The sequence below is a fragment of the Burkholderia sp. NLJ2 genome (assembly GCF_049487195.1).
GTDB classification, from domain to species: domain Bacteria; phylum Pseudomonadota; class Gammaproteobacteria; order Burkholderiales; family Burkholderiaceae; genus Burkholderia; species Burkholderia pyrrocinia.
The window spans coordinates 215,939-242,104 of record NZ_CP137808.1; the positions used below are offsets into that span (position 1 = coordinate 215,939).

General features: G+C 59.3%; 17 protein-coding genes. 12 read left to right on the forward strand and 5 right to left on the reverse strand.

Going from position 1 to position 26,166, the window contains the following annotated elements:
* Nucleotides 1-22: 22 nt before the first annotated feature.
* Both R9B84_RS00945 and R9B84_RS00950 read right to left on the reverse strand, forming a co-directional pair.
* On the reverse strand, nucleotides 23-991 hold the full coding sequence (locus R9B84_RS00945; protein WP_423758925.1) for a DUF932 domain-containing protein: 969 nt from the start codon (nucleotides 989-991) through the stop codon (nucleotides 23-25).
* 98 nt (nucleotides 992-1,089) lie between these two features.
* Complete coding sequence (locus tag R9B84_RS00950; RefSeq protein ID WP_423758926.1) at nucleotides 1,090-1,566, reverse strand: hypothetical protein; 477 nt, start codon at nucleotides 1,564-1,566, stop codon at nucleotides 1,090-1,092.
* Nucleotides 1,567-2,171: 605 nt separating this feature from the next.
* Between R9B84_RS00950 and R9B84_RS00955 the strand changes: the two genes are divergently transcribed.
* The 11 genes from R9B84_RS00955 (at nucleotide 2,172) to R9B84_RS01005 (ending at nucleotide 22,103) form a co-directional block, all read left to right on the forward strand.
* A complete protein-coding gene (locus R9B84_RS00955; protein ID WP_423758927.1) occupies nucleotides 2,172-3,734 on the forward strand; it encodes a recombinase family protein in 1,563 nt (520 codons plus the stop codon).
* A complete protein-coding gene (locus R9B84_RS00960) occupies nucleotides 3,731-4,618 on the forward strand; it encodes a plasmid partitioning protein RepB C-terminal domain-containing protein (RefSeq protein ID WP_423758928.1) in 888 nt (295 codons plus the stop codon). Before R9B84_RS00955 ends, R9B84_RS00960 begins: the two co-directional genes overlap by 4 nt.
* Nucleotides 4,618-5,538, forward strand: a complete 921-nt coding sequence (locus R9B84_RS00965) for a plasmid partitioning protein RepB C-terminal domain-containing protein (RefSeq protein ID WP_423758929.1) — start codon at nucleotides 4,618-4,620, stop codon at nucleotides 5,536-5,538. The genes R9B84_RS00960 and R9B84_RS00965 overlap by 1 nt, the downstream gene beginning before the upstream one ends.
* A gap of 690 nt (nucleotides 5,539-6,228) precedes the next feature.
* Nucleotides 6,229-15,552: a contact-dependent inhibition toxin BcpA gene (gene bcpA / locus R9B84_RS00970; RefSeq protein WP_423758930.1), complete on the forward strand. Its 9,324-nt coding sequence runs from the start codon at nucleotides 6,229-6,231 to the stop codon at nucleotides 15,550-15,552.
* Entirely contained in the window at nucleotides 15,549-15,842 is a 294-nt protein-coding gene (locus R9B84_RS00975) for a hypothetical protein (protein WP_423758931.1), read from the forward strand. Before bcpA ends, R9B84_RS00975 begins: the two co-directional genes overlap by 4 nt.
* An 89-nt stretch (nucleotides 15,843-15,931) precedes the next feature.
* Nucleotides 15,932-16,084, forward strand: coding sequence for a CDI system lipoprotein BcpO (gene bcpO / locus R9B84_RS00980; protein ID WP_423759938.1), 153 nt, complete (start codon nucleotides 15,932-15,934; stop codon nucleotides 16,082-16,084).
* Between the two features lie 24 nt (nucleotides 16,085-16,108).
* The gene (locus R9B84_RS00985; protein WP_423758932.1) at nucleotides 16,109-17,866 is read left to right on the forward strand and encodes a ShlB/FhaC/HecB family hemolysin secretion/activation protein; all 1,758 of its coding nucleotides are present in this window, start codon (nucleotides 16,109-16,111) and stop codon (nucleotides 17,864-17,866) included.
* A 400-nt stretch (nucleotides 17,867-18,266) separates the two neighbouring features.
* A complete protein-coding gene (locus R9B84_RS00990; protein ID WP_423758933.1) occupies nucleotides 18,267-18,848 on the forward strand; it encodes a hypothetical protein in 582 nt (193 codons plus the stop codon).
* 656 nt (nucleotides 18,849-19,504) lie between these two features.
* Nucleotides 19,505-19,939, forward strand: coding sequence for a hypothetical protein (locus R9B84_RS00995; protein WP_243435323.1), 435 nt, complete (start codon nucleotides 19,505-19,507; stop codon nucleotides 19,937-19,939).
* Nucleotides 19,940-20,079: 140 nt separating this feature from the next.
* Nucleotides 20,080-21,522 carry a DUF746 domain-containing protein gene (locus R9B84_RS01000; protein ID WP_423758934.1) on the forward strand — a complete coding sequence of 481 codons (1,443 nt, stop codon included), beginning with the start codon at nucleotides 20,080-20,082 and terminating at the stop codon, nucleotides 21,520-21,522.
* Nucleotides 21,523-21,668: 146 nt separating this feature from the next.
* Nucleotides 21,669-22,103: a hypothetical protein gene (locus tag R9B84_RS01005; RefSeq protein WP_423759939.1), complete on the forward strand. Its 435-nt coding sequence runs from the start codon at nucleotides 21,669-21,671 to the stop codon at nucleotides 22,101-22,103.
* 55 nt (nucleotides 22,104-22,158) lie between these two features.
* Here the strand turns inward: R9B84_RS01005 and R9B84_RS01010 are convergent, their stop codons facing one another.
* The 3 genes from R9B84_RS01010 to R9B84_RS01020 all read right to left on the reverse strand — a co-directional run bounded on the left by R9B84_RS01010 (nucleotide 22,159) and on the right by R9B84_RS01020 (nucleotide 25,384).
* Nucleotides 22,159-22,365 carry a hypothetical protein gene (locus R9B84_RS01010; protein WP_060142619.1) on the reverse strand — a complete coding sequence of 69 codons (207 nt, stop codon included), beginning with the start codon at nucleotides 22,363-22,365 and terminating at the stop codon, nucleotides 22,159-22,161.
* On the reverse strand, nucleotides 22,331-24,010 hold the full coding sequence (locus R9B84_RS01015; protein ID WP_423758935.1) for an anti-phage dCTP deaminase: 1,680 nt from the start codon (nucleotides 24,008-24,010) through the stop codon (nucleotides 22,331-22,333). Before R9B84_RS01015 ends, R9B84_RS01010 begins: the two co-directional genes overlap by 35 nt.
* A gap of 234 nt (nucleotides 24,011-24,244) precedes the next feature.
* Nucleotides 24,245-25,384, reverse strand: coding sequence for a tyrosine-type recombinase/integrase (locus tag R9B84_RS01020; RefSeq protein ID WP_423758936.1), 1,140 nt, complete (start codon nucleotides 25,382-25,384; stop codon nucleotides 24,245-24,247).
* 411 nt (nucleotides 25,385-25,795) lie between these two features.
* Between R9B84_RS01020 and R9B84_RS01025 the strand changes: the two genes are divergently transcribed.
* Nucleotides 25,796-26,125: a helix-turn-helix domain-containing protein gene (locus tag R9B84_RS01025; protein WP_423758937.1), complete on the forward strand. Its 330-nt coding sequence runs from the start codon at nucleotides 25,796-25,798 to the stop codon at nucleotides 26,123-26,125.
* Nucleotides 26,126-26,166: the final 41 nt, after the last annotated feature.

The window sequence follows — 26,166 nt, forward strand, 5'->3', positions numbered from 1 at the left end:
GCCAGACGCGGTATGGGCTTGGTCATGCGACAAGTTGCATTGCCGCATCCCATGCCCGTTGCTTGAGCGCCGCGCCCGCGCCGAACCAGGCCGCATCGAGACGGTGATCGTCGGTACGGGCGCGGCGATGGTGATCTACGAACTCGGTCACCGCATTCAGCAAACCCCACGCCGTACCCGATGCGGAAGGCAGATCCGCACCCTTGCCGCGACCGGCGTAGAGTTGGCTGACCGCCTTGATCGCGCGCTCGTTGACGGCGATGGCTTCGCGGTCGGTGTTGTTGGCGGTCGAGTACGTCAGTATGCGTCGCAGAAACGCTTCAGCCGTGGAGTCGGTGATCTTACGTTCGGCGAGCGCCTTGGTCCGTACCATGAATGCATCCCACGACGACACGGCGATACCGAGCTGACGTTTCACGGCAGCCGCATCGAACTGCGAGCGATGGGGTACCTTGACCGCGCCAACGTTGTGATCCAGCGCGATCGCAAGCGTATTCGCACAGACGACACGTACCGACGTGAACTGCGCGGTGGTAGCGAGTGTGCCGTCGCAGGCGGTCGCCAACAACAGATAGCCGTTCACTTCGTCTTTGCCCTTGAGCATCCCGGACTGACCGGTACGGGCGAGCGCCCAGAGCTTGCGACCTTCTTTCAGCACACCGGCCGTTTCGAGTTGAAAACCGCCAACCTCCGTCAGGTCTCGATAGAACTCAAGTACCTGTTCGGGCTGCACGACCTGATAGCGGGCCGACACGACGGACAGCGGCATCTTCGTATCGCTGCGGTAGAGCACCTTCTGTTCGGGGAAGGCGTGGATCGAGCCGAGGCTTTTGTTGCCGGCGGCGACGAAGCGCACTTCGGCCTCTTCGATGCTCCAGTTCATGCCGGCAGCGCGCCTCCAGACTTCGAGTGGTTGTTTCGGGGCGAGTTGGTTGCCGAGGCCGTGCCACGGTTCTTGGCCGGTCCAGGCCATGCTTTCGACGAGATGCATGAGAGGATTCCTTATGAAAGAGGCATAAAGCCCGGCTTGTGCCGGGCGAGATGAATGAAAGAATGGGAGGACGATAGGAAGGGCGTTCGTGCGCAACTTCAGCGCGAACGAACAGTAAATGTCCTACCACACGCCAGACACAGCATGTTGTCGAGAACTTTCTGGTCCAGCGCTTCGCCGAGAACTGCACCCGTTGCGCAGCCAGCGGCACCCGCGACGAGTCCGGCCAGGATGGCTCCGGCTATGCCGCCACATAGCACGCCAGCGGGACCGCCGAGCGCACCAACGGCTGCGCCGGTTTCCACACCGGATAGCGCTGCAGCGGTACCGCTCGTCGCTCCGGCTGCGGCGCCGATCGCGCTGCAAATGCGCTGTGCAATGTGCCGTTGCTCGGTGCGGAACGATTCGCACGACGGGCACGGCCATGCTAGGCCTCCTTGGTCGGGCCGATAGCGCGGCGAATCGTCTTCGCCCGACTCGGGCTCCAATGGCTGGCGCAGTCCATACAGACGTTGCTGCCACGTATCGTCCCCGTCATCGTCCTCGTATGGATCGAACGAGGGACGTTCACGCATGGACGGGGACCTCGTATGCGCGGGTCCAGGTATCTCGCCGGACCTTACCGACGTACCGGCAGTGACATGCTGCCACCAGCACACCGCCAAGGAAGGCGAGTGCGAAAGCGGCAAGATAGTCGAGTGGAGAAGGAGGGAGCATCGTTTGACTCCTGAGAAGGATGACGACGCCAGCACGCGGCTGTACTGGCGAAGCCGCAGGAAGGGCCCGGGCTCGCAGCAGTCATATGTGTCTCAAATTTTTTTGAATCGACCAAAGAGCATGCGAATGGGCATCACTCGTGTGATGCGCTGAAGGTGAGAATGTCGATTTACAACGAGCGGCAACGCGGGCAGCGGACTATCGCATCTGAGCGTTGTATGGGGTGGGACGGGGCATCACGTGAACTCCTGAATGAAATGCACCGGCGCGAGATTGCATCGGCAGGATCGGCCGTCGTCGGCCGTGCTCAGGAGAGTGATAGAGATCCGAAATTTATTGGAATAGACCCCAATAGTTCTGGAAACCGATGTATCGGGACCTCAATAATTGATTTCCACTGCCATCAATCTGTCATGTATTCGGCGAACGATTGCCATTCAACGTCGGTCGTTGGAGCGCGATCATGCGGCACTCGATAACGGTTGAAGAAGAAAATGGTGGCAAGAAGATTCCCGTCGCGCAGTACACGCGCATGTCGACAGAGCATCAGCGCTACTCGACCGAAAATCAGTCGCAGTTCATTGCCGAGTTCGCCAGTACTCACGGCATGGAAATCGTGCAGTCGTACCAGGATGATGGGAAAAGCGGACTGAACCTCGAGGGAAGGCAGGGGCTCAGGAATTTGCTTCAGGACGTACAGAGCGGAAAGACCGACTTTGTCGCCGTGCTCGTCTACGACGTCAGTCGCTGGGGGCGCTTCCCCGACCCGGATGAAGCGGCTGTCTACGAACAGACGTGCAAGCGCAATGGCGTCCAGGTCATATACTGCGCCGAACAGTTCGGAAGCGATACATCGCTCGGTTCCACGTTGCTCAAGAGCTTGAAACGGAGCATGGCGGCGGAATACAGCCGCGAGCTTTCCGTCAAGGTGTTCGCCGGTCATCGCAATCTTGTCCAACGCGGCTACCGACAGGGCGGCATGCCAGGTTTCGGACTACAACGGCAATTGATCGACGAGAACCACATCGTCAAGGGCCGCCTGCATCACGGTGAGAAAAAGAGCATTCAGACCGATCGTGTTGTGCTCGTGCCGGGTCCAGCGGAAGAGGTCGCTACGGTGCATCGCATCTATCGACTCTTTCTCGAGCAAGGCATGCCCGAACGCGTGATTGCATCGTTCCTGAACCGGGAGGGCGTATTGAACCACTGCGGCCGGCCATGGACGCGGGGAACGATTCATCAGATTCTGACGAACGAAAAGTACATCGGAAACAACGTATACAACCGGACCTCGTTCAAGCTGAAGATGCAGCATGTGCGGAATCCGCCGGAGCAATGGATTCGGAAGGATGGTGCGTTTGATGCTATTGTCCCCACCGACTGGTACCTGAAGGTGCAAGCGATCATTGCGAATCGCTCCCGCCACCTGGACGACGGCGAAATGCTCAAGGTACTCGTGAGTATCCTGAACAAATACGGCGCACTGTCTGGCTTGATCATCGACGAGGAAGACGGTGTACCGTCGAGCGCAGCATATCGGTCCCGCTTTGGTAGTCTCCTGCGCGCGTATAACCTCGTTGGCTTCTTGCCGCGACGCGACTACTCATATCTGGAGATAAACCGCGCACTTCGTCAACGACATCCGGAAGTGCTCGACGAGATCCAGAGGGGTATCGATCAGGCTGGCGGGTTCTCGCGTCGGGACGGTGAAACCGATCTGCTCGACGTCAATGGCGAGTTCACGGCATCGCTCGTTATTGCGCGCTGCAAACCGACGCCGGCTGGAAGCTATCGATGGCGTATCCGGCTCGATACAAGTTTGGCACCCGACATCACGGTTGTGGTTCGTATGAACCACGACAACACCGGACCGTACGATTTTTATCTCCTTCCTGCGATCGATTTCACGTCGGCGCTGCTTCCATACGCAGAGCGCAACGGTTTCGCGCTCGATGCGTACCAGTTCGAGACGCTTGATGTGTTCTATCTGCTTGCGGCACGGGTGCCGCTCGAGGAGGCAATATGAACAGCGAATCGGGGCAGGTTGTGATGATTCCCGTCCATGCGATCGTCGTTGTCAATCCGAGAATCCGAAACAAAAAAACGCATCGCGAAATCACCGAGAACATTCAGCGCGTGGGGCTGAAGCGGCCGATCGAAGTGAGGCGCATGGCAGGCGAACCTGACAAGTACGCGCTCGTGTGTGGTCAGGGCCGGTTGGAGTCGTTCAAAATTCTGGGTCAGACTGAGATACCCGCGATCGTGCTCGATGTGGATGAAGACACTGGTCTGATTATGAGCGTCGTAGAGAACGTCGCTCGACGCAATCCTCTTGCAAGCGAAATGCTGGCCCAGGTCGACACGCTACGCAAAAAGGGCTACTCGGATGCCGAAATAGGTAAGAAGATCGGCTACACCGCGTCTTGGGTCAACATGGTCGGAACGCTGCTGGAAAGGGGAGAGAAGCGCCTGCTCGCAGCAGCGGAGGCCGGACATATTCCCCTGCATCTCGCGGCCGACATTTCGCGCGCGTCTGACTCAGAGGCGCAGAACTTGTTGCTCGACGCTGTCAACAGCGGCGAAATCAAAGGGAAAAAGGTTTCGGCAATTCGCCGCATTCTCGAGCAGCGTGCCCGGATCGGTAAAGCAACCCACGAACAAGCGGGTCGCCCTGCCAAGCGCAAGAAGCTCAGCCCGGACGATTTGATGCGCCTGTATCAACGCGACGCAGATAGACACAAACTGATCCAGCTTAAGGCTGAACGCGTGAGCACCTCGTTGCTCGTCGTTAACGAGATATTCAAGGAACTTTTCGCCGACTCGGACTTCGTCAGCTTGGTGAAGAATGAGGGGTTGTTGACGGTGCCGCAGCCATTGGCCGAGGCCGCCAATCGTGGAGGGCTCATCTAATGGATAAGTCACGTACTAGAGCCGTGGAAAGCGGATTCAATCATGAATGGTTCGATGTCCCGCTTGCGGTGCTACACCCGTCGAAAACGCTACCGGCCAAAGTCAAAGAGAGCGCCAAATACGCCCAAATTAGGTCATCGGTGGAGGTGATCGGTCTCGTCGAGCCTGTCGTCGCGATCCCGCATTCGTCTATCCCCGGTCATTTCTCAATTCTCGACGGCCATCTTCGCGTTGAGGCGTTGAAGGATCTCGGAAAGGCATACGCCCGGTGCTTGGTCGCTAAGGACGATGAGGGGCTCACGTACAACAAGAGAGTCAGTCGCGTTGCGGCGATTCAAGAGCACAACATGATCCTCAAGGTATACGAAAGCGGTGTGCCGATCGACCGCTTGGCTGCCGCTCTCGGATTATCGGCGGGAACGATCCGGGCCCGCTTCCGAATGTTGGATGGGGTTTGTGAAGAAGCGATCAGGCTACTCGCCGATAAACGTGTGCCGTGCCGTGTTTTTGCAATCCTGCGGCAGATGAAACCGTTTCGCCAGATCGATGTCGCGCATGCGATGAACAACCTCGATAACTACTCGGGGAAGTTTGCGCTGGCGATGCTGGAAACGACGCCAGATGATCAGTTGGTAGATGGGCCGCGGGAGCGCGCGACGAAGAGCGGAACGGTCGAAGCGATCCAGCGTCTCGAGCGGGAGTTGGCTGTCCTGCAGGCCGATACCAAGGTCATTGAGGAAAATTACGGCCCCGACAGTCTGAAACTGGTTGTCATCAAGAGCTACCTCACGAGTCTCCTCGACAACGCCCGGGTTGTTCGGTGGATGGCTCAGTTTCGGCCGGACTACCTGAAGCAATTGCAGACAATTGCCGAAGTGAAGTCACTGGCTCCGGTGAGCGCAAGCGACAAGGCGGCCTGATTGCGCGAAGCAAGCTTGTGCGAGCTTAGTAAGCAAGACGCCCACACGTCGGCACGTGGCTAGCGCAATTCGCGTCGCGAGACTGTTGCATATCCGACACATTCAAGATCAACGCGATCGTAGCGTTGAGCGTGCTTCGGCGCCGCTGCAGAATGCGTCGAAATGTCAATGAAGAGCATCCCCGTTACTTATCTGGCGACTTTAATTTCGCGGATTGAAAGCTTTTCCAACAAATATAGATGGGCTGAATCGGACCGCGCTCGATAGTGGGAATTGGTAATTTTCGGCGAAGATCGAGGTCGATTCGACGCCGGAACTACGCTGAGGCGGATGCGCAAGCGTTTATTGTCGAAATGTCGACTGAGTGAGGTTGTATTTGCAGTAATGTTTTTAATTGTCAAATGATTTTTATTGTCGGTTAGCGCTCTAATTTTAGATCGGACTCGTTCTCGAACCGGGACGTGGGCATTGACTCGCTCGAACGGACTCGTGCTTGGCAATCTCTGACATTGTGAGGGCGAACCTTTCGGTAGATTGCGGCTTGAGGGGCCGCCATTTCGCCGCAACCACAAGTGTTGAAGTACCGACAAATGTTCGGCAGCGTTGCTTTCGACGTTAGAGAGCGTCTCTGTACTTGTGCAAGGCGTTCCGATCCATTTGCTTGACGTCTAAAAAGCGTTTGCCGTATCCATGAACAAGAACCAATATCGTCTGGTATTCAGCCGCGTGCGCGGCATGCTGGTGGCGGTCGAGGAGACCGCTCACGCAACGGGGAAAGTCAGCAAGGGAGAGGCACCGCGTGCCGTTGCCAATCGCGCGTCGAGTGCTTTGGCGAGCTTCGCCTTGCGCCATGCCACTTTCGCGGTACTGGTTGCAGCCGGCGGCGCACCGACTTGGGCGAGCGCTCAGGTCGTGGGCGCCGGGGCCAACGCGCCGTCAGTCATCCAGACGCAAAACGGTCTCCAGCAAGTCAACATCACCAAGCCCTCTGGGGCGGGCGTGTCGCTGAACACCTATTCGCAGTTCGACGTACCCAAACAAGGCGTTATCGTCAATAACTCACCCACGCTGACGAACACACAGCAGGCGGGTTACATCAACGGCAACCCGAACCTCAGCCCGAACGGTTCAGCCAAGATCATCATCAACCAGGTCAACAGCAACAACCCTTCACAACTGAAAGGTTTTGTCGAGATCGCCGGCCAACGCGCCGAGATGATCATTTCCAATCCGTCGGGATTGGTGATCGATGGTGGTGGCTTTATCAACACCTCGAGAGCAATCCTGACGACTGGCACGCCAAACCTGAATGCGGACGGGTCGCTGGGTAGTTTCAGCGTGACACGCGGCCTCATCACGGTACAAGGCGCCGGCTTGACCGCCACGAATGTGGATCAGGTCGACCTCATTTCCAGAGCCGTACAGGCGAATGCAGCCATCTATGCCTCGAACCTGAACGTGATCGCTGGCGCGAATCAGGTCAGTCACGACACGCTCCAGGCGACTCGAATTCAGGGGGATGGTGCAGCCCCCGCCGTTGCAATTGACGTGGGTCAATTGGGCGGTATGTACAGTAATCGAATTTTTCTGGTGGGAACCGAGGGGGGTGTCGGGGTCCGGAACGCAGGTACGATCGCGGCTGATGCGATGGGCCTGACGTTGACCACAGATGGTAGGTTGGTGCAGTCGGGCAAGATCAGTTCGGTCGGTAACGTCGCGGTATCGGCTGCGGGTGGAATCGAGAACAGCGGCACGACCTACGGTCAGCAGTCGGTATCGCTGAATACTGGCGCCGATGTGACGAATACCGGAACGGTGGCGGCGCAACATAACGTCGGCGTGACGGCGGGTTCGCTGAATTCGACGGGCCTGCTGGGCGCGGGCGTGAACAGCGACGGTACCGTCACGCAAGTCGGCGACCTGCAAGTCACGACGACGGGCCAACTGAACGCGACCGGCAAGAACGTCGCGGGCGGCAACGTGTCGGCGACCGGTTACGGCGTGAACCTCGCCGGCAGTACGACGGCCGCGAACGGCAACCTGTCGCTGAACGCGACGGGCGGCGACGTGAATCTCACGAATGCGACGACGAGCGCCCAGGGCGCGGTGACGGCCAACGCCGCAGGAACGGTCATCAACGACCACGGCAACCTGACGAGCGGAGGTAGTACGACGCTGACGGGCGGCAACGTATCGAACCAGGGCGGCACAGTGTCGTCGCAAGGACCGTTGTCCGTGACGGTCGCCGGTCAGATCGCCAACCAGGCTGGTGTGCTCGTGTCGGAAGGCACGATGGCGCTGCGCGGCAGCACCGTCGCGAATAATCAAGGCACGATCCAGAGCGCCGGCCATGCGACTGTCGACGGCGTGACGATCGACAACACGGCCGGCCGCATCACATCGCTCAATACCGATGGAATGGTGTTGACGGCAACCGGCCAGCTCACTAACGTGGCGGGCACGACCGCGAACGGCGCGCAAGGCGGCGTGATCGGCGGCAACGGCGATGTGACCGTCCAAGGCGGCAATATCGCCAACCACGCGACGATTACGTCGAACACGAATCTTCACGTGTCCGGGCAATCGGTCGACAACAGCGGCGGAGCGCTTCAAGCTGCCCAGGGCGTGACGGTCGATGCCGGCACGCACCTCGCCAATAGCGGCGGCAGCATCGTCGGCCAGACGGCCGCGTTGAGCGGCACCACGCTCGACAACAGTTCCGGTACCGTGCAGGCGGATCAGGTTTCGTTGACCGCAACCAACGTGGTGAACCACGGCGGCACGATTACGCAGACCGGAACCGGCACGATGGCCGTCAATGTCACGGGTACGCTCGACAACTCGAGCGGCGGCACGCTGCAGACCAACAGCACCGATCTGACGCTCGCGCCCGCGACACTTGCGAACGACGGCGGTACGATCACGCACGCCGGCACCGGTACGTTGACGCTCGGCAATGGATCGGGCTCGGTGTCGAACATCGGCGGCAAGATCGCCAGCAATGGACGTATCACGGCACAAAGCGGTTCGCTGAACAACACGTCGGGTTCGATCAATGCCCAGGCCGGGTTGACCGCTGCGGTTGGCGGCGTGTTGAACAACACCAACGGTAAGCTGCTGTCCAATACGGACCTGGGCATCACCAGCGGCACGCTGACGAATGACGGCGGACAGATCGGCGCGAGCACGAATGCGGTAATACATACCGGCTCGATGACCAATCAGGGCGGAACGATTGTCGCGCCGAACTTGTCGGTGACCGCCAATTCGACACTCGACAACAGCGGCGGTACGCTCGAAGCGAACCAGATGGTACTGACCACGCCGAACTTGACGAACCACGGCGGGACGATCACGCAGTTTGGATCGTCCGCGATGGGTGTCAATGTGAGCGGCACGCTGGACAACTCAGCGGGCGGCGTGATTCAGACGAACAGCACGGACCTCACGCTCGCTCCGGCCCAACTGAACAATGCGGGCGGCACGATCACGCATGCCGGCACGGGCACGCTGACGGTCAAGCCCGGCAACGGCGCTAGCGCGCTGAACAATGCAGGCGGCACCATCGTCACCAAGGGCCAAGCGGTGGTTGACGCGAGCACCTGGGACAACTCGGGCGGTATCCTCGCCGCACAGGGCAGCATCACCGGCACGATCGCGGGCGACGTGAACAACGCGCAAGGGCTGGTCCGTGCAGGCGCATCCCTGTCGTTGACGAACGGCGGCGCGCTGGTGAACCAGGGCGGACACATTCAGGCCGGCCAGACGGCGGCGGGCGATGCGAGCACGCTCAGCATCCAGTCGGCATCGATCAACAATGCTGATGGCTCGATTGCTGACCTCGGCGCTGGCAAGATGACCGTGCAGGGCGGCAGCCAGATCACCAACAGTCACGCGGGCGGCGTCACGGGCATGGGCGCGATCACCGGTAACGGCGACGTGACGGTCAGCGCAGTATCGATTTCGAACACGCAGGGCGGCCAGCTGAGCGGTGCGAGCCTCCACGTTCAAGGGACGACCCTGGACAACAGCGGTGGGCAGATCGGTAACGTCGCGAATTCGAGTGGCGACGTGGACGTGACGACGACCGGCACGGTCACGAACACGAACGGGCAGATCAGCTCCACGCATGACCTGACGGTAACGGCCCCAACGCTGCAAGGCGGCGGCACGTACAGCGCAGCGCACGACGCCAACGTGAACCTGCAGGGCGATTTCTCGGTGACGCCCGACTATCAGTTCAACGTCGGTCACAATCTTGCGTTCACATTGCCCGGCACGTTCAACAATAGCGGCAATGTGCAATCGGTCAACAACCTGAACGTCAGTGCGGGCAACATCGTCAACTCGGGCGCGTTGTCGGCCGGTGGGCTGCTGCAAACGCAATCGGGCAATCTGACCAACACGGGTGCGATCGTCGGCGGCAGCGTGTCGCTCAATGCAACGGGCACGGTCTCAAACCTTGGACCGACGGCGCTGATTGGCGCATCGGACAGTAACGGCACGCTCGAAATTCTCGCGAATGACATCGAGAACCGTGACGATACGACGGCGACCGACACGATGGCGACGACGGCCATCTTCGGTATGGGCAAGGTTGTACTGGCCGGTGGTAAGGACGCCAGCGGCAACTACACGAATGCGGCCCTGATCAACAATTCGTCGGCGTTGATCCAGTCCGGCGGCGGCATGGAATTGCATGCCGACAAGATCACGAACACGCATCGCGTGATGACGACTTCGACGGGCTCGGTCGATCCCGCGACGCTGGCGCAGTTCGGCGTACCGATCAAGGGCCAAACGGGGCAGATCGGTGTTAAGGACCCGACGAGCATCGGCGGCGTGTATACCGATCCGCCCCACGGCGGTCAGTGGAACAGTACGTATCAATACACGACCTACTACGCGGATAGCGCGACCGCGACGACCGTGACCAGCATCAGCCCGGCTGCTCAAATCGTGTCGGGCGGCAGTATCAATGCATCAACGGTCGCCAGCCTGCAAAACTACTGGAGCAGCATCACGGCCGTTGGCAATGTCCAGATGCCGAAGAGCTACGATGCCAACGGGTGGGCTGCCACCGGACAACAGGCGCCGAGCGTGACCGTGTCGTACTCCGGGCAGTACCACTACAACAACTACGACAACAGCGAATACAACTGGCAGTTGCCGTTCGGCAATGCCCCGTTCGTTACCTCTCGTCCGGGCGGTTATACGCAGGCTGCGCCGGCGTCGGTCAAGCAGTACTCGCTGCCGGACTACCATTCGACGTTGGGTTCGAACGGGACGATTTCCGGAACCGGCGTGAGCATCAACAACACCGCGGGCAACGCCTCGATCCCGTCGCTGGGCCTGCTGCCCGGGCAAGCCGTACCCGGCCTGACGATCGGTGGACTGAGCGGTAGCGCGAGCGGCACGAAGTCGGGTGCGTCGGTGGTGCATGGTGGTGTGACCACGGTCGATCCGGTCATCGCGAGCGCGACTGCGTCGAACGTGCTGAACAACCTGACCATTCCGCAGGGCGGCTTGTTCAAACCGAACCCGTCGCCGAACGCGAGCTACGTGATCGAGACGAATCCGGCGTTCACGAATCAGAAGAGTTTCATTTCGAGCGACTACTTCTTCGGTCAGATCGGTGTCGACCTTACCCACATTCCGAAGAGGCTGGGTGACGGCTTCTACGAGCAGCAATTGGTTCGCAACCAAGTCACGTCGCTGACGGGCCGTGCGGTGCTCGGTCCGTACACGGATCTCCAGTCGATGTACCAGTCGCTGATGGCGGCAGGCGCTTCGCTGGAGAAGTCGCTCAACCTTCCGTTGGGCGCGAGCCTGTCGGCCGAGCAGGTGTCGCAGCTCACGAGCAACGTGATCATGATGGAGACGCGCGTTGTTGACGGGCAGTCGGTGCTGGTGCCGGTCGTGTATCTCGCGAAGGCCAATCAGCAGAATATCAACGGTCCGCTGATTACGGCCACCGACATCGACCTGAAGGACGCACAGAACTTCACGAACAGCGGCACGGTGAAGGCGGACAACACGCTGTCGATTCAGGGCAAGCAGATTGATAACGCGTTCGGTGCGCTGCAAAGCGGCGGCCTGATGTCGCTGACGACGACCGGCAATGTTGATTTGACCTCGGCCAAGGTCAAGGCAGGCAGCCTGAACCTGAACGCAGGCGGTGACCTCATTCTCAATAGCGCGGTGAAGACCGATACCCGGGTGAGCCGCGATGGTGCGACGAGCGTCACGACAACACTCGGACCGGTGGCGCAACTCGACGTCACGGGTGATGCGGCGATCAAGACGGGCGGCAACTTCCAGCAGAACGCGGGCAACCTGTCGGTTGGCGGCAATCTCGGGATGAATGTTGGGGGTAACTGGGATCTCGGTGCGGTTCAGACGGGCGAGCACAAGATCGTGCAGCGCGCGAACGGTGTGTCGAACACCGACATCAATAAGGTCACCGGCAGCTCAGTGACGGTCGGCGGGCAATCGAGTATCGGCGTCGGCGGAGATCTTACCGCGAAGGGAGCGCAGATCGATCTTGGCCAGGGTGGCACGATTGCAGCCAAGGGCAATGTGACGCTCGGCGCGGCGAGCGCGACGTCGACCGTCAACAGTAACAGCTCCGGCAGCGATCACCACGGCAGCTATGCAGAGCAGCAACACAGCGCGGACGATACGCTGCTTGGCACGTCTGTGCATAGTGGCGATACGCTTACGGTTGCCTCTGGCAAGGATATCAATGTGATCGGTAGTTCGATCAGCCTCGACAAAGGCAATGCAAACCTGCTGGCAAAGGGGGATGTGAATGTCGGCGCGGCGACCGAAACGCATACGTTCGACTCGCACGAGACGCATAGCCATAGCAACGTGGTTAGCGGCGTGAAGGTTGCAAGCGGTACGGACCAGACGGCGACCTATAGTCAAGGCAGCACGATTTCAGCGGACGGGGTGACGATCGGAAGCGGCCGGGATATCAACGTAGCGGGCAGCAACATTGTCGGCACGGACAACGTGAGCCTTGATGCGGCGCGCAACGTAAATATCACCACGACGCAGGACACGGTGCAATCGTCGTCGTATTACGACAAGAAAGAAAGCGGCTTGCTGACCAATGGCGGGCTGTCCGTGACCTTCGGTAGCCGCGCGATGGGCAACACGGATCAGACCAAGCAGGTGACGAACAACGCAAGCGTCGTCGGCGCATCGTCTGGCAACGTGTCGATCAGCGCGGGCAAGGACGCAACCATCACCGGTAGTACCGTGGTCGCCGGTCAAAACCTCGACGTGACCGGCCAAAACGTTGTTGTGAATTCGGCCTATGACACGTACAACGACGCGCAGTCGCAGCACTTCAGCCAATCGGGCCTGAGCGTCGGTGTGAACGGCGGTGTGGTGGGGCTCGCTCAGTCGATGGCGAGCACGGTTCGTCAGGGCGTACAGTCCGGCGATTCGCGCTTGGTAGCAGTACAAGGGGTGGCGGCAGCCGAGCAGGCTTATCAGAGCCGAGATGGATTGAAGAATGCGGCGACTGCCCTGTCGAAGGGCAACGTCAGCGAAGCCGCGAACGGTGTTCAGGTTCAGCTCAGTATCGGATCGAGCCACAGCAGCAGCAACGAGACGACATCCATCACGCAGGCAAAGAATTCATCGCTGATTGGTAACGGCAACGTGCATGTGACAGCGACGGGCACGCCCGACGCGAACGGCAACGCACAAGCTGGAACCGGCGATATCACGATGACCGGCGCAAACGTGCTAGGTAAGAACGTGTCGCTCAATGCGAACAATGCGATCACGCTGCAAAGCGCACAGAGCACGGAGCAGGACACGAGTTCGAATAGTTCATCGGGCTGGAACGCGGGCGTTGGGATCGGCGTCGGCAAGCAGACCGGGATCAGTATTTTTGCGAACGGCACGAACTCGCACGGCCAAGGAAACGGCAGTGCCGTGACGCAGACCAACACGACCATCGCGGCGGGCAACACGCTGACGATGAAGTCGGGCGGCGACACAACGCTGACGGGCGCGCAAGTGTCAGGCGACAAGGTGAAGGCTGACGTGGGCGGCAATCTCACGATGACGAGCGTTCAGGATACGTCGAACTACGCGAGCAACCAGCATAGCGCGGGCGCGAGCGGTAGCTTTACGTTCGGCTACGGCGGCGGTGCGGATGTGTCGATCGGGCATACCGGCATCGATGCGAACTATGCTTCGGTCATTCAGCAGACCGGTATCGTTGCCGGCAAGGGCGGGTTCGACGTGAACGTGGCGAACCATACGCAGCTCAACGGCGCTCAGATCGCAAGCGCCGCCCCTGCCGAAAGCAATACGCTGACGACGGGCAGCCTCGGGTTCAAGGACGTCCAGAATTCGATGTCGTACTCGGCTTCGTCGGAAGGATTTTCGACTTCGAGCGGGCCGAGCTTTGCGCACACGGGTGACAGTGCGAGCGGCGTGACGAAGGCGGCGGTGAGTCCGGCAACGATTACCGTCAAGTCCGATCAACAGAATGGCACCGACAGCACTGCAGGTTTGTCGCGCGATACGGCGAACGCGAACCAGACCGTTAAGAACACGTTCAACTTGCAGCAGACACAAAACGATCTGGCGTTTGCGCAGGCGTTCGGCAAGGCGGCGACGTTCGCGGTCGCGGAAGCGGCCACGCAGCTTGAGAACAGCAGTCCGCAGATGAAGGCGTTGTTCGGCGAAGGCGGCGCGGGACGCGATGCGCTGCACGCGGCGGTGGCCGCGATCGGCGCGGCGTTGTCGGGCGGCAACATCGGCGGCGCGGTGGCGGGTTCGCTGGCGGGTGATGTCTTGCAGTCGCTGGCGCAGCCGATTATCGATCAGGCGGTAAGCCAGTTGCCGCTGGATGCGCAGGCGGCTGCACGCAAGGCACTGAACGAGGTTGTCGCGACAGCAGGCGGTGCGGCGGGCGGAGCACTGGCCGGAGGCGGTTCGTCGGGGACGCTCGCGGGTGCGGGCGCGGCGGCGAACAACGAACTTTACAACCGGCAGTTGCATCCGACTGAGCGACAATGGATCAGCGACAACGCGACGCGGTATGCGAAGCAACAAGGCATCACGGTTGAGCAGGCAATTAGCGACCTCACGGCGCAGGCCAATCGCCAGGTGCAGAACGGTTCGCCGGGCGCATGGGATCAAACCGCAAGCGCATTTCTGAATCAAGCGCACGGGTTGCTTCCGGCTGACGGAAACAGTGGCCCCGGATATATGTTCTACGCGACCCCGGATCAAAAGGCCAACGTGGCGATGTACGCGAAGTATTATCCGAATGGCGTAGGCATGAACGTACCGTCTGCGCAAGCGGTCGCGAGTTCGGCCAATCGAGACAAGGCCCAGCAGGAAAAGTACAGCACGCTAACTTCCTCTGCCGCAGCGGTAGCCGCTTTGGTAACGGGCGGTGTGGCACTGTTTCCGGATGTAGCGACGGCCATTGGATCGGCGATCAAGGCGTGCGCGTCGAATCCGGTACTTTGCGGAAATCAGGCCGCGATCGCTGTCGGTGACTTGGCCGCTGGCGGCGCGATGCCCGCAGGGACGGGGGCGGCTGTAGCGGGCGCTGGGGCGGCAGCCGCTGGCAAGCTGATCGGCTCGACAGAGAACCTAACCGCAGCCGAACGGGGCTTCATCAACGAGATGGTGAGCGGTGGCCGAACGGTCGAAGTGATTCCGTCAAGCAACGTTGGTCGGTCCGGCGACTTCCTCATCGATGGAAAGAAGTATGAACTCAAGACGATGACCAATGTGGTCAAGCAGGATTCCGATGGGTTGTCCAAGGCGATTTCGAGCACGGCAATGGATGCACGCGGGCAATCCGGCGACATCATCATTGACGCCAGAAATCAACCGGGTATGACGCCGGAAATTGCAGCGCGGGGAATCAGTCGAGCATTGAGCCGCGATAGTGGGAGTGGAGAAAAAATTCAAAGCATTACTATTATTACTTCACAGGGGACGGTGTACACCCCGAGGTTGCCGAAATGATAGCTATGGTTAATGGATATCCGACAGTAGAAGAACTAAGAAATAGGATTTTACGCCAATTGGAATGGCGAGGTCCTACGACCGAGGTCGCGTCTGTGTGGCGTGGCTATTTAACTGCACTTCTTGAGTGGGGGCTTTTGGAAATTTCCGATCACGACACATTGGCCTCATTGCTTCCTTTTAAAGGGGTCAAAGAGGTCGTGGAACTTTCTGCTGACGAGCCTCTGGATCAAGAATCCAATGACTATATTGACGAGAAAATGAAATTGGATGCCGCCAGATGGAAATAATTGTGTGAGGAGGAAACGTGGCGATATTGAATGAAAAATTTTCGGTAGTGTCGCTCGTCGTGGCGGTGTCGCTTGCGGCATGTGAGACCGTGCCGCCCGACGCACCTCCGCGCCCGCCGCCGAAACCGGAAATGTCGCCCGTCCTCCCCTCATGGTCGACCATGACGTGGGTGATGGGCTTCTGGAAATGGAGCGGTACGGAATGGGTCTGGATTCCCGGTCACCTTGCCCCCAAGCCTTAAAACAACTTCAACACACGCATCCGAATGAGAATTCGTTCGTCCGCCGTCCTACTGTCGATTGCCTCCCTCGTGCCATTGACAGGATATACACAGCAGGCACCGTCCCCTGCCGACCAAGCGGCTGCCGCGAGGGCGAACGCCGAACAGGATCGGCAGGCGCAGCAGCAACGGGACGCACAGCAGCGCGACGCGACCGTGCGTGCCCCTTCCGTTCGGTCGGAAGTACCACGCATTGAAGCGTATCCGGCCCTTCCTGTCGAAACGCCATGCTTCCGCATTGACCGCTTTACGCTCGACGTCCCTGGCTCGTTGCCCGATGCAGCGAAGGCTCAAGGCGCGTCCGCGCTACCGTTGGATCGCTTCGCGTTCGCCCGCGAATGGCTGAGCCACTACGCCGGGAAATGCGTCGGCAAGCAAGGCGTTGACGTGCTTGTCAAAGGGCTATCACAAGCGATTCTGGCGCGCGGCTACGTCACGACTCGCGTGCTCGTCCCCGAGCAAGACCTGTCGGCTGGCACGCTGAAACTATCGCTGATTCCCGGTGTGATTCGTCACGTGCGCTTCGCCGACGAAAAGCTGCGCGGCACGTGGAAAACTGCATTCCCGACCGGCGATGGCGAAGTGCTGAACCTGCGCGACCTGGAACAAGGTCTTGAGCAAATGAAACGCGTATCGAGTCAGGATGTCTCTATGCAAATCGTACCGGGGGATCTGCCCGGTGAAAGCGATGTCGTGCTCGACGTGAAGCGCGGCAAGCCGTGGACGGTCGTCGCATCGATCGACAACTCGGGCACGCGTGCTACCGGCAAGCTGCAAGGCAACCTGTCGGTCGGCATCGATAACCCGCTCGGCCTGAACGACACCTTCAACGTCGGCGTGAGCCAAGACCTTGAGTTCGGCGACAAGCGGCTCGGCTCGCACGGCTGGAACGGCTTCTATTCGATTCCGTGGGGTTACTGGACGGCCACGCTATCGGCGTACACGAACACCTACTACCAGCAGATCGCGGGCGTGAATCAGACGTTCGTCGCGAGCGGCAACTCGAAGACGGCCGACTTCAAGCTGGCCCGGGTACTGGCGCGCAGCAAGAGCGACGTGCTCGGCGCGTACTTCCGGCTATCCCGCCGTTTTGGTAAGAGCTTTATTGAGGATACCGAGATTTCGCAGCAGCACCGTAACAACACGCTCATCGAACTCGGTCTGACCGACCGGCACTACTTCGACGGCGCGCAATTCGATGGCTCGCTCGCGTATCGTCAAGGCGTTGGCGGATTCGGCGCGCAGGACGACACACTGGCGACGAGCGGCCCGACTTATCGCTTCAAGATGGCCGTACTCGACGCGAACCTGTCGGTCCCGTTCGCGATCGGCAAGCAGCCGTTTCGCTATGTCGGCACGATTCATGGCCAGTACACGGGAGATACGCTGTACTACCTCGATGACCTGACGATCGGCAGCCGATACACCGTGCGCGGCTTCGACGGAGAAACGATGCTGGCGGCGTCGCGCGGGTTCTACTGGCGTAACGAGTTGCAAATGCAGATTGGCCAGACGGGGCAAGCGGTGTATGCAGGGCTGGATTACGGGCGCGTGTGGGGGCCTCAGCCGATTGCGCTCGTCGGTACGCAGTTGGCCGGCGCTGTCATCGGTGTGAAGGGAAGCATCGGGACGCGCTTCGGTGCCTACGCGTATGACCTGTTTGCGGGCACGCCTGTGTATAAGCCGTCAGGCTTTCCGACTGCACGCGTCACGGTTGGGTTCCAGCTGACTTCGCAGTTTTAAATGGGGAGTCTCTTGTAATGGAAGACAGGCGGTTGGATGAATCGAATGTGTCGAACGTCACGCAACCGGTACGGCTTCCTCCACGTCACCCGTGGTTGAACCTTAAGCGTCGCGCGATGGAGAAAGTGCGACAGGCATCCGTCAAGCCGCCCACACGCGAGCGGACGGCTGTTCCTACTACCGAGCCACGAATTATCGTGAAGCGGAAGCGGCGGCCGGTTTTCGATTGATATTTCGAGTTTGATTGGCCGCATCTAGGCTCCCCTCCGGGTCTAGATGCTTTGCGCGGTAAGCAGTGTCTCCGCGCCTTTTTATGCAGAAACTACCCCGGGTGGCTTCGGTCAAGTCGTACAGGTGGGGTGTTTTTTTGTTAGTTATCTTTAACAATTGAGAGAAAAAAATGAAGAAGCTGGTACTGGTTGGTCTGATGGGCTCGGCGGTTCTGCTGGCCGCATGTGGTGGCGGTGATGGAAGCAGCGGTGGCGCGACGTCGGGAAGTTCGACGGGTTCGACCTCGCAAACCGCGTCGAATACGGACGCCTCGTTTTCCTGCCCGACTGACTACAAGAAGCTGACGCTCACAAACAGCAGCGTCGTCGCGAACGTTAATATGAATCTGACGACCGACGACGGCATTGCGACACTGACAATCAAGACGCCGTCCAACGGCATTACCGGTGATTTCACGGTGTGCCTTGGGAAGCCGAATCCGACGCCCGCTGGAGTGACGGCAGACTACATCTACGAGGTGAAGTCCTCAGGCGATCTCCGCTCAATGGCATCCTCGACGTTGGCTCTGAACTTTACGACGAATGTCAAACCCACCCAAAACCCACCGGTTATCGAATACGCGAACGTGTCGGGCGGCACCGTAACTTACCAGTCGGTGCTCCAGGGTGCATCGGTCTCGGTTGCGCCGAACTACAGCCTGTCGGCAAACGCACAGGTCGCTGGCTACTACGTGGTGCGTCTCACGAAGTAACGCCTCGATTTCTATTTTGATGTGCCTCGTTTAGGTGCTCCGGACGCGGCAGTTGTCGAGTCTGCGTCCCTCTTTCAGATATGGATTCCGTTGATGCGCAACGTAGTAATCGGAAGTCTGGTGATGTTCTCCACCACGGCGGCGTTCGCTGAGTATAGCGAGACCTGGGTGAGTCCAGGCGAATTGAAGAGTTTGGAGGCGGGGCACAAGAGTGCGCGCGCTAAAACGGCACCTGTAACAGGATCGAAGCAGCAAGCATCTTCGTCGCGATCCCAAGGACGTCCTTCGAACCAGCCGCCTTCAGATCCAATCGCGGCATATGCTCGCGACGACCGTGGCGCTCATGAGCAGCGGAAATCTCGGCCAGCCTCGGCGCGGCCTCATAAGCCGACGGCCGTTCAGCAGAAGGTGAGGAGAGAGGACGTTGGAGAAAGTCACCGCAGCAAGGCGGTTACCGCGTCGATGGTGTGATGGAGGGTACCGCAAGACAGACCACCGCGGCGGCTGTTACTTAGTCGCTTCTTCAAAATGATGAAACGACCCCCCGTTGATGTTGCTGTACCGATTGCTCAAATGTTGCTTGGCTGACTGATATGGCTCGAAACTCCCCCCGTCGAACGAAGCGTAAGCCGCTCACCAAGGAGCAGCTTTTGCCGATGTCGAACGATACAATTCGAACGCTGTCGCTTGAAGGTCATGTCGCATTGTCCGTTCTGCGCAGCGGCCAAGGCGATGCGGTACAAATCGGCCGGCTCGCACAGATCGTCTATCTGTCGTATTTCATGCGTGACGTGACAGCAGCTGGTTCCGACATCGAGCAATTTCGGATCGCCGAGATTATCGTAGAAGACTGCGTGACCAGAGCACTCAACGGCGAACGATGGGTGTTGAAGGACGAGGACTTTGCCGCTGTCGAGCGTATCTTGCTCTTGTACGATGCTCAGCTCGCGGCTGCGCCCGCGTATCGATTTGCGGATGCGTGGCAGCAGTTTCAGCGCGTGATCGTCACGCATTACCGGACTCCCATCGAAGGATCGCGTATTGACGCATCGGAAATTTGCATCGATGCCGTCAATGCGCTGATTCAATGAACTCCGCGGCTGCTCGATCGTAAGGTTACGTTGACCATGGAGCAGACAACTGAGAACGGGTGCCAAGTTACGGATCGGCGCTGCCATGCCCCACATCAATTCGCCCGTTGCCCTAAATATCTAGAGTTTTGACGATCGCGATGTCCAGAACAGTCAAGTCATTGCTGCCCGGTACACGTCGAACGAATCATGAGACGACACCGACACGGCGCTTCGATGCCACGGTTGGCGCGATCACCGCGAAGGAACCCGTCGATGACGCGCTGACCGAAGACGTGGATCTAACGGATTACCTGATGCGGGCGTGGTACGAATTGATTCATCTTTCGCCGACGCCAGTGCCGCGATGTCCGCATTGCGACGGGCTGCGCATTCGTCCCGATCGACCGTCCGGCAAGAGTAAGCTCCCGATCTATTTTTGTCATGCGTGCAAGAAGAGCTTCAACCGGCTGACCGGTACGCCGTTTGCAAACCTCAAGAACCTCGCAAAGGGCACGGTAATGATCCCGCTGCTGTCGCGGCAGATGTCGTTGTTGCAGGCAGGCGAACGGTTGGGGCGCACCCAGAAGGCCGTACTTTCGTGGTTGCTAGCGTTTCGCCGCTATCTGCTCGAACTCGATCCGTCCGGGCGGTGGGAGGCCCGTGTTCGGCTCGGCGTGCGGGTCGCGCCACGTGCGCGTTGTACGAGATGCGGCTTCGAGGGTGGCTTCCTTGCGGGTGGATTTGATCCTCAGCGGCGGCGGCGGATTCGTTGCCCGAAGTGCGGGCGCAGCCGGCTCCTGGATGTATTGCAGGACCAGGGCGAGGGCATCAAAGGCGAAGTGATCCACGATGCTATCGATACGGCAATTCGAGCGCGCCATAAGGTGCATCCAGAGATGCCGGTGCCAGTCGTGGTGCGTGCGGCAAGCGTCAGTGATGCAGCGCTCGAAGTGAAGGCTCCGGATCGCGTTCTGTGGAGTGAGCTGGAACTGCCAGATCGTCGACTGCCCCCGGGACCTGTCGAGCGAGTTGAGGATACTGTGCTGAGCAAGTTCCTGCTCGAGCGGATCGAGGCCGCATTGAGTCAAAGTTCCATACCTTCGCCGTGCCCGTGGTGTAGCAGCGAGCAAACGGAATATCATCCGCAGCAGCGGCCGAACGGATTGCCGGGCTTTCGATGCCGCACATGTCTGGCCTATTTCACGCGAATATCGAACACACCGCTGAATGGCCGGCACATGCGCAAGTACGCTCTGCAGCTGGTGCGGATGTTGGGATGGCGGGAGACCAGTAGGGCTGCGGCCATCGAGCTTGGCATTGACCCAACGACTGGTCATCGTTGGGTGCGCGCCTGCCGTCGGTGGCTGCTGATGCTTGATCCGAGTGGTCGAATGGAAGCAAGGGTGAGGCTAGGGAGTGGCCGGGAACCTATCGTGCGAACGTGCGAGAAATGTGGGAATGCTGGACCGATCCTGCTGTTGGGTCCGACGAATAGGCCGCCTGCGGCGAACGGAGATCGCCAATACAGATTCCGGTGTGGCAATTGTTCGCGTCATGGTCGAACGTGGTTGTCTGCCATCGACCGCGGGGCTGCGTCGTAGATCGTAAGCAGGAAGCCGCTAATACGGCGTGCTTTGCGACGGGGTGAAACTTGCGGTGGATTTGTGAAACTGGACGTAGCGGGAGGAAAAATTCGGTGAGACGCAGTACGATGCGACGAGTTGGCCGGCCAGCGTTGACGAAGGAAATGCTGTTGCCGTTGCCCACTGAGAAGGTGCGTTCTCTGTCGCTGGAGAACCACATGGCGCTGGCCGTGGTTCGCTCGGGAAGCGGAGATTGTGATCAGGTCATTTGCCTGCTGCGAGTCGTCTATCTCGCGTTCTTTATGCGTGGTGAGACTGCTTCTGGTTCGGATTTCGACGTGTACCGGCAAGCGGAGGCTGTACTAGACGCCTGCATCGCACGTGCCGAAAGCGGCAACACGTGGACACTGGTAGAGGACGAACTGGCCGATGTGGAGCGCGTTCTGCTCCTGCATGACGAGCAATTAGCCGCAGTGCCGAAGCATCGCTATCTGGCCGCATGGGATCGGCTACAACGTTTCGTCAGTGGGACAGGGCGCTCGCCGATCCCTGTAGCCGGGCCAGGTTCGACGAGCGGAGCGGCTGACCTCTGCAGGTAGCAAGGCAGAGATAACAGTGCGCGCCAAACGAGATTCCGACAGCAGCGCTGCGGTCCTACTTGAGATCGCGAAAGTAGTTGTCGCTGATCGCTTTGTAGATGGCTTCGTCCTGAGCTGACGCTTGCGCTGGCAACTTCGCGCTCTTCGCGGACATGTTAACGCTACGGCTCGTCTCGATACCGGAACTCTGGGGGCGGCCACCACTAAGGGTAACCAGCACCGGCAATTCAAGCTGGTGCCTGCGGGTTGGGCTCTTGCTCATGCGCATTCTCCTGTTGAATAAGCTCGGGAAATCTCAGTTGCTTGCTGGTGATTTCCGCAACAACAACTTCCTCAAGTCGGGGAATCGCCCTCAGACTGACACGTGTCGAGGGTACTGCCTCCGAGCGCGAGGGCAAGTTTAGCACGCCGCTCTTCTTCCTAGAGCCGCCCTCGAACAACTCGATAAACCGCCGCGGAGCGACGCCATCGAACTGGAGAAGGCGAACTTTCTCGCCCGCCTCGCTGGATTCAGTGAGGGCGTCCGTGTGAAGCCGTGTTGCTAAGCTTTTTCGATATGGTTCGATGTAGTGAACCTCTGAAATTCCAGCCGCGACAATATGTCGAGCGCACGAGTGGCACGGGTAGGTGGTTACATAGAGCTTTCCGCCGATCACGCGGTCGCCCGCAACACGACTGGCGCCCAAGATGGCATGCATCTCGGCGTGAACGGCACGTGAGAACTCAATGAGGTCTTTGACGCGGGAGTCACCGAGTATGGCCTGGGTGGCGAGTTCTTGGTGTTCCGCTGGCAACATTTCGGCCGTAATGAGCGACTCGACGATCTTTGACGCGATCATTTTCTTCTCAAGATCGTTGTGGCAGGCGGCGCCCGTCTGAGCGAAACAGCGCTCCTCGGTGCCGGCGACGGGTAGCCCGCGGACCCTGACGTCGAGTGGTGGTTTTCCATACAATCCGCCACCGCTTCTCGGCACATCGTTCCAACCGACGGCCAACAACTCGCCGGATGTCGTCGTGACCGCGGCGCCCACCTGTCGGGAAATGCACGCTGAATTTCTCGCCGCAGATGCCGCAGCGTACATTGCAGTTTCCTCGGGCGAAGGTGTTTCGATCGATACCCTGAAAATCAAGTTGAAAAAGCGACGTAGCTTTTCCACCAACTGCCCGACTGCTTTGGGCTCGGACGGTCCGACCATCGCATGGTCCACCCGCAAAAAGAAGTCGCAACGGGGGAACGTGTCTCTAACCGACTGGCCGTGTGAGAACTCCTCCCCTGAATCGGTATCAATGAGTTGCTCGACCTCGTCGGGGCGTAACGCGCCAGGCTTTTCAAGATTCCGTTGCCTTACTTCAAGTGGCGAGAAAATTCCAATAGCAAAAAGCGCATCGCCATACACGAGCCGTAGCAGATCGAGCTCGGAGCTGTTCTTGATCGAGTCGATTACGTGGCAGATCCGATGCTCGCGGATCTGTGTTCCTTTGGCCGCGTTCGCTTCGCTGGCGATGTCCTTAAACTTGCCAAACGTCTTTCGCCGGTCAGCGCCGATCTTTGCGATTGCCAGCTTGGCTAGTATGTCGTTGTCGTAGGTGTGGCGAAGCTCGTCGCCCACGCGTATCAACGACTGGATTTTGGAAAATTCGCTGGTCGAGTCAATCCCACCTTCCTTCGCATTGAGGCGGATGAACTCGCTCAGTCGGACCTTTTCTGTCCGGTAACCATATTCGCCGAGGGCATTCGCAATCTGTTCCGCGGCAGAGTGAAGTGGTGATCCGATGGGCCCACACAGAGCAATCACCAACTCCGGTGTCAAGCTCGCCGTCGCTTCTCCGGTCGCATCGATCTGTCGCCCCGCGCTCGCGCCTAGCTCGGCGTCCGCCGGCGCGGCCTGCAAATTAGCCGCTGCCATTAGTCCCCTCGTTAATATTTTTGCTTCGCTATGCGTTCGAATTCTGCGCCGAAGATTTTGCAGAGGCAATCACTACTCGGCATCGATGTTGCTGACTCACATCGTTTTTTGACGCAATGGCGAAGGTGCTCGCGATCGCCAGACATCGAAAACCCGGGAGGCGGATGCTAGGATTCACGTCGATCTCGATCGACACGGGCGAGCTGCGCTGCCCGTGGTCGAACCCTATTTATCTTAGATAATGGCGATCGCATCGAGTTTTGCGCGCATCCGGTCATGTCGCAAATGTCCGTAATGCTTGTCGATCATCTCAGTCGATGTCCCGGCCATCCGTGCCACCTCGAAGCTGTCGATTCCGCTCGCGATCATTTCGCTGATTGCCGTATGGCGAAGCGAATACATCACGACTGAAGCGGGAAGCTCGGCGGCTTTGACCGCGTCCTTGAAGGGCTTTTTCCATGAGTCCTTGTTCCAAGACTGCCCGTATTCCGTCGAGAAGACTGGAGCGTTGGCGATTTTGCCCTTCGTCCGCTCCTCGAAAAAGTTGATGGCGGCTGACGACAGCGAAACGATGCGATGCCCTGTTTTCCCGTCAAGGACGAGTGTGCCTTGCTGACGATCGAAATGTTTGACGCATGCGCGTGCGAGTTCGCCTGGGCGAGCTGCGGTGAACAACATGGCTTTGACCAACTGCCGTAAGTCTTCGGCGCAGGCGTCCATCAGAGCGCTTCGCTGCTCCGCTGGGAGAAACGATTGTCTACGACGCCCGACATCTTTGAACTTCGTGACTGTTTTCCATCCGGCATCTGTCGCAACGAGGCGGTCATGTAGTGCAAGATTCAGGGCTGCTTTCAACGACGCAAGATTGCGGTTCGCCGAATCCTTGGCGCGCCGCAGGTCGTCTTCGTCCTCGGCGGACTCCTCGATCTCACTGATTTGCTCGGCGAGCCAGTCCTTCACGTGTGACGTGCGCAGCTTCGCCAGGTCGATGCGTCCGATCTTGTCGTCGTAGACCAGCCGCTTGAAACGTCCCTCGGCGTCCGATTTGCTGGAGGCGCCTTTGTGCAGCCCCAGATGCTTGACGTAGTGCTCGCAGGCGTCCTTGACGGTTGTGGTCTTGGTGGACACCCCGGCATCCGCCGCCTTCGACCATTCGAGGGTAGCTTTCACCGCGTCATCGAAGCTCGAGAGGGTACCGAGCGCCTTGTATTCTTGCTTGCCGGCCTCGTTGCGTCTGCGAGCGATCCAGGTTCCATCGCCTTCGGCGAGTTTACGGAACCCCACATAAAGACCAGATTGAACCCGAGCAAAGTAAGGTTCCCGGCGTGGAGGTAGCTTGTCGCGTGCGGTCTTGCTGACGATAGAAGTAGCCATGATTTTCGTACGGAAATGGTACGGAAATTTTAGGCTGGATCTTGTTAGACGGCAATGTACTTGTTATTTAGGAAAATCAACAAGTTACGATGGTGTTCTAGATGCTCTTGGATGGTCGTGGATTGAATTTCCCGCCCTCCGAAGGCAGGGGTTGCTGGTTCGATCCCAGCCGGGCGCGCCAAAACATGCCTGTTCAGGCTCTCGTCGGTCTCACCGCATCATTGTTTTCCCGTTTGCAGTAACATCCCGGCCGGCTGTCGGCGTGGCGGTTTTCGATCGCGTGCGTATCCGACCGGGCGACCCCATTCGCCGGTCCGGTACGACGCGCTCGAAGCCCGCTCGAAAACGCCGATCGAAAATGTCGACCGAAACGAGGAATAGCCGCGTCGCATCGCGGGCGGCGATCACCGGATGAGCAAATCCCTTTCTGTTCAGATCATCAACGGGCCGGACGGTGCGCCGGCCTTCGTCGTGATTCCTTACGCCGACTATGTCGCGCAGCAGTCCAGCGCGCGCGATCTGATTCCGCACGAGGTCGTGACGCGCGCCGTGTTCGACGGAAGCTCGCCGGCGCGGGCGTGGCGCGAGTATCTCGGGCTGACACGGGCCGAGGTCGCGCAGCGAATCGGCATCAGTCGATCGGACTACGCGAAACGGGAAAAGCGCCAGAAGCTGCGCAAGCCGATGCGCAGGAAGGTCGCGGCCGCGCTCGACATCACGCTGGCGCAGCTCGATTTCTGACGCGCGGCGCGACGCAGCAAGCGGCCCCGGAGGCAGCCGGC